Source organism: bacterium, from assembly GCA_021159335.1.
In the GTDB taxonomy this organism is placed as follows: Bacteria; UBP14; UBA6098; order B30-G16; family B30-G16; genus JAGGRZ01.
Window position 1 is genome coordinate 1 of sequence record JAGGRZ010000045.1, and the last position, 7,494, is coordinate 7,494.

Consider the following 7,494-nt stretch of genomic DNA (forward strand, 5'->3'; position numbering starts at 1 on the left):
CCGAAAGAAATATATGGTCTTCTCTCAGGCGGTGTACATTTTCCTGAATCATTACATATAGGAGATAAAAAGAAACTACCATCAATTCTTTTAGGGGGAACCAATGAGTCTATATACCAAATACCAAAGTATAAATTCCATACATGATGAGATATTCTTTCTAAATGTATGTTTTTAGACACATAGAAAGGTAGGACAGTGTCAGGAGGAATTATGAGTGTGGAACATGTCTCTAAAGAATATGATTGATAAATGCCAGTTCGTATATAGTTTAGTTTACTTGGAAGCCACCTATTATTTGATATTGTTATTTTGCAAGGACATAAAGTTAAACTATCCCAACAAAATCTGTAATTAATATGTCTTCCTGAAGAATCTATGTAATCATACCAATATTCAACAGATTTAAAATATATAGAATCGCTGGTTGAATCTATTATTTCAACTCTTGCTATTTCTCGTAATGGATTTAATGGTTGGCTTAAACTGGCTTTTTGGATATAAGTTCCTCCAGGCACGCTTATCATACTATCAATACGGGGGTATAATATTCTCACTATAGGTTGAGCATATAATAATTCAAAAATTAATATGGTAATTATCGCTAACCATCTCATTTTAACCCCCTGCTATTTTATGAGAAACATTTTCAATACTTTTCACCTCACCACCAAAACCTTCCTCACCACACTCCTTCATAAAGCCAAAATATTTTTCTAATTATAATTCTACTTGACATCAAAGCAATCGCTAACCTTATTTTATCGCTATTTTTGAAGATTGGGCTAATATGGTGAGTCAAAAAGGAGGTGTATGGTATGAGGAAAGGTGTGTATGCTTTGTTTTACTGGTTCTCTAAGCAAGTTTCTAAAAAGATAATCGCTATAGCTTTGTTAGAGGCGTTGCTCATTGGTTCTGTGTTTTTCCTCACCTCGTGCTCTAAGGAGGAGTCAAAGGAGGAGGAGCACTGCGCTAATATTACGGGACGCTATGCCTTCACTCTTATGCCTGATGTTAGCGTAACCGATACGACCCTAATAAAGGGAATGCATGGCACCGACTATCCTGAGTATCCCGCAACATACGATGGAGTGTATCTATACGAGGATAAGGAAGGCAATATAGTGGGCGAATATTATACCTGGAAGTTTTCTGGCGTGCACAAGGGCGATAGCGTAATCCTCGACCTTTATGTTCATCCCGACGGTGATGTGGACATTACCCGCACTATTGATGAGATGGTCAAGTATTCGACTATGAAACTTAAGGTTAACGAGTTCTGCCAGCTTGAGGGAACGGGTTATTACTACGACTACGAGGATTATCCGGATGTAGTTAATGAAAAATACAAGGTTTTTGCGAGAAAAATGCAAAACGAGACTGACTTTACGCAGTTTAGTTTCTGCGACCTTATATGTAGCATTACATCGTGGGCTATATCGACATTAACTTACAATACGATTCGTCCTATGGGAAACTGCTACCTTCACAAAGATGGCGGTGGTTACTATATTTATGGCCATGTGGGTCCGGGAAGTATATTCCCAGTTTACACGCAGACTGTATATCTCCCTTGGGAGTGGTCGTGGTGCAAGGTGAGAAAATATCATTTCTCAATCGATATAGGCGACGAAGCCATCGGTTATGAAGCACTCGTTGACTTTCTTGACCAATTCAGGTCTGTATACTCTGCTTTCTACGAGAAAATTGGGATGCCATCCTACGACTATCTTATAAACAGCATCCACGATTTCTACGAAAGATACGGCGGGTTTGCTATAAGCTTGGCATATGATACTCATACCAATAACCTTTCGATATATGTTAACCACACGCGAGGTGATAGCGAAGAGGCAAAAAACGAGCCATTCATTCAGGCAATGAAAGATGCTCTTGACAATCTGGTTGGAGGAGTCTATGTCTTCGCAGGGCAACACATACACGATTCGTGGCATCTACGAAGGAGCGAATTCGGGGTATGCAACTCCCTTCTTATCATAATTTATCTTTTCGGAACGAATGAGGTGATATACAATTAATTAGTTGTTTGTAATCACACTTTGCTAAAATGCGTTCCTATTTAATGCACTACCCCCATTGAAGGGGGTAGTTTTTTGCCAAAAATGTCGACCTGTCAAGCGCCGGGATTTTATTGGGGAACTTTTGATCGTGCTAAAGATTCCGGCAGATTCTTTTTACCATTACTTTTTTAAGCTTTTACCACAGCTTTTCGCCCTCTATTTCTTTGCCGGGTTCGCCGTAAAGTATTGCTGCTTGCGCTGCTGCGAGTCTTGCTACTGGAACCCTGTATGGCGAGCAGCTAACATAATCGAGTCCGATCCTGTGGCAGAACATTACTGATTTCGGTTCGCCGCCATGTTCACCGCATATCCCCACTTTAAGGTCGGGATTGCTCTGGCGACCATATTTTACCGCTATCTTCATCAGCCTTCCTATACCTGTCTGGTCGAGAACCTGGAACGGGTCCTCGTCATAGATGCCCATCTTAACATAATCCTTTAGAAATTTGCCAGCATCGTCGCGGGAGAAACCAGAACCCATCTGCGTCAAATCGTTTGTTCCAAACGAGAAAAAGTCCGCATATTGGGCGATCTCATCGGCAGTTATTGCCCCGCGTGGAACCTCAATCATCGTGCCTACTTTGTATTCGACCTCTTCGCCGAGTTCCTCGAAAACTTTCTTTGCAGTTCTGTCTATAACCTCGCGCGTCAGCTGAAGCTCTTTCCAGTGGCCGACCAGCGGAACCATTATTTCAGGGCGAACCTCTATGCCCTCGCGCTTAACCTGGATTGCAGCTTCAATAATAGCCCTGACCTGCATTTCCGTCACCTCGGGATATGTGAGTCCCAATCTGCATCCTCGATGACCGAGCATGGGGTTGAATTCGTGCAATTCCTCGACGGTCCGCTTTACTTTTTCCACAGGAACATTCATCGCCTCAGCCATCTCCTGTTGTCCTTTCTCATCCTTTGGCAGGAACTCGTGAAGCGGAGGGTCTAAAAGTCTTATCGTTGCGGGTCTGCCACCCAGCTCGCGGAATATTCCTATGAAGTCTTCGCGCTGCAAGGGGAGGAGTTCTTCAAGCGCCTGATTGTACTGTGCCAGTGGTTGCTCGAGCTCTTTTTTAACCTTTTCGTATTCTTCGCTGTCCTCGGGGAGTTCTTCAAGCCGCTGCCTAAGAGTTTTTACCTCATCAGCTACCAGAATCATTTTCCTGAACGAAACAATCCGTTTACCCTCGAAGAACATGTGCTCGGTGCGGCAAAGTCCTATTCCCTCAGCGCCGAATTTTACCGCAATAGCGGTATCGCGGGGTGTGTCCGCATTGGTGTGAACGCCGATTTTCCTGAATTCGTCTGCCCAGTCCATTATGGTTTTGAAGTCACCGGCTACCTCTGGCTCAATAGTGGGAATCTTGCCGAGATAGACTGTTCCGAGTGCGCCGTTTATTGAGATCCAATCTCCCTGTTTCACCACCACATCTCCGACCTTAAACTGCTTGTTGTCATAATCTATGGCGATATCGCCAGCGCCGGCAACGCATGGTATCCCCATTCCTCGAGCCACCACCGCAGCATGTGATGTCATTCCGCCGCGCGCGGTTAGTATTCCCTTGGAAACTGCCATGCCACCTATATCTTCGGGTGAGGTTTCCAGTCGGGTTAGTATAACCGCTTCGCCATTTTTAGCCCACTTTTCGGCTTCCTCGGCGTTGAAGACCACTCTTCCTGTGGCAGCACCCGGTGAGGCGGGCAGGCCGCGTGCGATAACTTTCGCCTTCTTCTCTTCGTCGGGGTCGAAGGTAGGGTGAAGAAGCTGGTCAATGGAATTGGGGTCGATGCGTAGTATTGCTGTCTTTTTGTCTATTAAGCCCTCTTTTACCATATCCACTGCTATCTTTACTGCTGCCTGAGCTGTTCGCTTTCCGGTTCTGGTTTGAAGCATCCAGAGTTTGCCGCGTTCTATGGTGAACTCGAAGTCCTGAACATCGCGGTAGTGTTTCTCGAGAATGTCCTTTATCTTCAAAAGCTCTTCGTAAACCTTTGGCATCTCGTTCTTAAGTTCATCGATTGGCTTTGGTGTTCGGATACCTGCTACCACATCCTCGCCCTGTGCGTTAAGTAAGTATTCGCCGTAAAGCTTGTTTTCACCCGTTGAAGGATTCCTTGTGAAACCAACACCTGTTCCCGAGTCCTCGCCAAGATTACCGAATACCATCGTCTGAATGTTGACCGCGGTGCCCAGAAGGCCTTTTATGTTGTGGATTTCTCTGTACTTCACTGCTCTCGGGTTGTTCCATGAGCCGAACACCGCTCCTATAGCCATCCAGAGCTGCTCGTTAACATCTTGCGGAAATGTCTTGCCATGTTTTTCGTATATTTCCATATACTTTTTGACCAATTCCTTAAGGTCATCTACCGTTAGCGCTGTGTCGGGCACCAGTTTATTCAGTTGTTCCTGCGTCATCTCATCAATGCCTTCAATGTTCTGTCTTTTTCCGAACTCTCGCTTCACTTCTTCTATCGCGTGTTCGAATTCCTCGTGGGGAATGCCGAGCACAACATCGCCGAACATCTGAATGAGTCGCCTGTAGGCATCCCACGCGAACCTTGGATTGTCTGTTTCCTCGGCAAGGGCTTCGAGAGTTTTTTCGTTTAGCCCGAGGTTTAGGACTGTATCCATCATTCCCGGCATGGAAACGGCGGCACCTGAACGGACCGATACGAGTAATGGTTTTTTGGGGTCGCCAAGTTTCCTGCCGCGAATTTTCTCAAGCTTCTCCAATGCCTCGTTAACCTGTTCTTCAAGTTCTGGTGGATAGGTATGATTGTGCTTGTAATAGTAGTCACATACTTCAGCCGAAATAGTAAACCCCGGCGGCACCGGAAGTCCTATCCTGCACATCTCGGCAAGATTAGCACCCTTGCCACCGAGGATGTCCTTCATCTCAGCAGAACCCTCAACGAACTCCTTGGAGAAGAAGTACACATACTTCGCCATTTTAACATCCTCCTTACCGTTAATCCTAAAATTTTGTTTTCACCCACGAAATCTTGGTAGTAATAATTCCCCCAGAATTTCGTTTAAAAATCGTATTTATTGCTGTTATTTAATTATGCCTGTCTTAGTTTTTCCATCTCCTTAACGAGCTCCGGGTACAGAGGGAATGCTTCGCAAAGTTCTTTGACCTTCTTTTTCGCTTCATTTATCACACTTTCATCGTTTATGTTGGTCAGAATTCGGTGTATTAGCCGTGCTATCTCTCTCATTTCGTCTTCCTTCATGCCGCGCGTCGTTACTGCTGGCGTTCCTATTCTAATGCCGCTTGTTATAAACGGTTTCTGAGGGTCGAATGGTATCGTATTTCGGTTTACCGTTATATCTGCTTTGCCCAGCGCTTCTTCAGCTTCCTTGCCAGTTATGCCGAGCGAGCGGAGGTCGAGCAGCATCAAGTGATTGTCGGTTCCGCCCGAAACAAGCCTTATGCCAAGTTTCGTGAACTCATCAGCCATAGCTTTAGCATTAGCTACTATCTGCTTCTGATACTGCTTGAATTCGTCGGTTAATGCTTCCTTGAATGCCACAGCTTTGGCAGCGATAACATGCATGAGAGGTCCGCCCTGCATCCCCGGCATAACGGCTTTATCGAGTGCTTTGGCGTGTTCTTCCTTGCAAAGAATAAACCCTGACCTCGGACCGCGAAGTGTTTTATGGGTGGTTGAAGTAACGAAGTCTGCGTGGGGCACCGGGCTTGGGTGAAGTCCGGCAGCTACGAGACCAGCGAAGTGCGCCATGTCTGCCACATGAACTGCTCCTACCTCATCGGCTATCTCGCGGAATTTCGCGAAATCCCAGAATCGCGGATAGGCTGATGCACCCGTCATTATTAGTTTTGGTTTATGTTCGAGCGCAAGCTTCCTTATTTCATCGTAGTTTAGCGTTTCGGTTTCGGGGTCAACGCCGTAGTGAACCACATTGTACAGAATGCCCGAAAAGTTGACCTTATGACCGTGAGTAAGGTGTCCCCCGTGCGAAAGTTTTAGCCCCATTATAGTGTCGCCCGGTTTGAGAACAGTGAAGTAAACTGCCATGTTAGCCTGTGAACCACTGTGTGGCTGGACATTGGCGTGTTCCGCACCAAAAAGCTTTTTGGCACGCTCTCTGGCGAGTTCCTCGGCTATGTCCACGAACTGGCATCCACCGTAATATCGCTTCTTAGGATAACCTTCGGCGTATTTGTTTGTCATAACACAACCTGTGGCTGCGAGAACAGCGTATGAGGTATAATTCTCCGAGGCTATAAGCTCAAGACCGTCCGTCTGGCGGCGAAGCTCAAGGTATATAGCCTCAAATATCTCGGGGTCGGTGCGTTTTAACTCTTCAAGGAACATTGCTACCTCCTTACTCAATTTATTTGCAAAACATAACTATTTTTTACACTTAATCAACCAATTTTTAGTTGGAAATAATATTATAATTTAATAAATTATCAATCCAAAGCAACAATAAGGCAACTATGGCGGAAAAAGTTTTCAAATCCGGGTTTGTGGGAATCTTTGGACGACCTAATGTCGGTAAATCGACATTGCTCAATAGGATTCTTGGGCACAAGGTGGCTATAGTAACTCCTAAACCCCAGACCACGAGAACGCGCATATTGGGGATTCTTCATCGTCCCGACTGCCAGATCGTTTTCATAGACACCCCCGGCATACATAACCCTATCCATAAGTTGGGCGAAATTCTTGTTCAGAATGCTATGCGAGCCACCAAAGATAGCGACCTTAACATCTACATCGTGGATGCGACCGACGACCTTGTGCAGGACGACATCGATGCACTTGAAAAGATTTACGAAAAGTCAAAGGCTCCTCTTATAGTCGCGGTGAATAAAATCGACCTAAACCCGGATATTAATTTGAAATCTATTGATTTTCAAGTTGGTGGTATAAAGGAACCTGAGGCAGTAATCCCCATAAGCGCGCTTAACGGCACCAATGTTGATTCGCTTTTGGATAAGATAATAGAGATTCTTCCCGAGGGGCCACCTTTCTACGACGAGGGCACGCTTACCGACCAGCGACCCGAAGACATAGCAGCCGAAATAATTCGTGAAAAGCTCATAATGGCTGTTCATCAGGAGGTGCCATACAACTCGGCGGTAGAGATAGAGAGCATGGGTCCCGATGAAAACAATCCCGAAGTTTTGCGTATCGATGCCAACATAATAGTTGCTCGTCCCGGTCAGAAAGCGCTCGTTATCGGAAGAGGAGGGAAAAGGATAAAGTCAATCGGAACGCAAGCAAGGCTTGAGCTTGAACAAATTTTTGGGAGAAAGATTTTTCTTAATCTCTGGGTTAAAATTCGTCCGGACTGGTTCAAAAAAGAGCGTGCGATAAGAGAATTAGGTTACATGAGATAATACCCGCCGCAATAAAAATATCCCCCCTCCCGAGGGGCAAGGAGGGGGAC

At 45.4% G+C, this 7,494-nt stretch carries 5 protein-coding genes; 2 read left to right on the forward strand and 3 right to left on the reverse strand.

Features of this window, described 5'->3' with window-relative positions:
- Positions 1–617, reverse strand: a 617-nt coding sequence (locus J7J62_02790) for a hypothetical protein (GenBank protein MCD6124080.1), incomplete at its 3' end; no start/stop codon positions are given.
- A 201-nt stretch (positions 618–818) separates the two neighbouring features.
- Here J7J62_02790 and J7J62_02795 point away from each other — a divergent pair.
- The gene (locus tag J7J62_02795; protein MCD6124081.1) at positions 819–2,039 is read left to right on the forward strand and encodes a hypothetical protein; all 1,221 of its coding nucleotides are present in this window, start codon (positions 819–821) and stop codon (positions 2,037–2,039) included.
- A gap of 178 nt (positions 2,040–2,217) precedes the next feature.
- Here J7J62_02795 and J7J62_02800 read toward each other — a convergent pair whose 3' ends face one another.
- Complete coding sequence (locus J7J62_02800; GenBank protein ID MCD6124082.1) at positions 2,218–5,022, reverse strand: pyruvate, phosphate dikinase; 2,805 nt, start codon at positions 5,020–5,022, stop codon at positions 2,218–2,220.
- Positions 5,023–5,135: 113 nt separating this feature from the next.
- Positions 5,136–6,413 carry a serine hydroxymethyltransferase gene (locus J7J62_02805; protein MCD6124083.1) on the reverse strand — a complete coding sequence of 426 codons (1,278 nt, stop codon included), beginning with the start codon at positions 6,411–6,413 and terminating at the stop codon, positions 5,136–5,138.
- Positions 6,414–6,538: 125 nt separating this feature from the next.
- Between J7J62_02805 and era the strand changes: the two genes are divergently transcribed.
- A complete protein-coding gene (gene era / locus J7J62_02810) occupies positions 6,539–7,444 on the forward strand; it encodes a GTPase Era (GenBank protein MCD6124084.1) in 906 nt (301 codons plus the stop codon).
- Positions 7,445–7,494 lie beyond the last annotated feature (50 nt).